Raw genomic sequence first — 915 nt, forward strand, 5'->3', positions numbered from 1 at the left:
ACAGCGCGCTGAATGCACGGATAATCGGCTCCAACGAGCATGAATCACACTATATCTATGATCTGTTGCAATCCAACAGCAGTGATGTCAAACCAGATGTGCTCTCGACAGATACGCACGGTGTCAATCACGTTAACTTCGCCTTACTGGATCTATGTGGTTACAGTTTTGCACCGCGATACGCGCAATTTAACAGCGTCATCAACGATCTGTTTGAGGTGACTGAAAATGAACAAGGTAGCACCATACTTACCTTGAAGAAGCCCATCAGGAATAATGTTATTGCAACGGGATGGCAGGATGTCAGGCGTATTGTTCTGTCACTTCAGACAAAGCGGACGACACAGTCTATGCTGGTGAGAAAGCTGTCTGGTTACCCTTCTGGACACCCGATATTGCAGGCGCTGACAGAGTATAATCGATTGATAAAAGCGCAATATTTACTGGATTACATCGACAATGCCAGTTTGCGCCAATACGTGCAACGAGCCCTGAACCGGGGAGAAGCATGGCACTTCCTGAGAAGAGCCATTGCGTCGGTGAACGGTGATCAATTCCGAGGGAAAAACGAGTCTGAAATCGCTATCTGGAATGAATGCGCAAGATTGATTGCCAACGCGATCATCTATTTCAACTCCGCGATACTGAGCCATCTTCTGGGGCACTTTGAAGCGACAGGAGATGAAGAAAAAGCGGCGATCACTCGTGCCGTTTCTCCCGTTGCATGGCAAAATATCAACTTAAGTGGCACGTATAACTTCACCAATACAGGGAAATTACCTGATATGAGTGAAATTACGAGGCCAATAGTGGATAATTAGGCTATAAATAAAAAGTAATACTCCTCCACAGTCTCCTATTGGCGGCATGTACAGAGGATTATGTCTTATTAGAGGGGAAAATCCCTAGAACCCC

The 915-nt window shown here is 46.0% G+C and carries 1 protein-coding gene; it reads left to right on the forward strand.

Going from position 1 to position 915, the window contains the following annotated elements; all coding sequences use genetic code 11:
• Positions 1-821, forward strand: an 821-nt coding sequence (locus tag WA381_RS20960) for a Tn3 family transposase (protein WP_336182975.1), incomplete at its 5' end; no start/stop codon positions are given.
• Positions 822-915 lie beyond the last annotated feature (94 nt).

This window comes from Alteromonas sp. CH_MED4-4, assembly GCF_037029575.1.
In the GTDB taxonomy this organism is placed as follows: Bacteria; Pseudomonadota; Gammaproteobacteria; order Enterobacterales; family Alteromonadaceae; genus Alteromonas; species Alteromonas macleodii.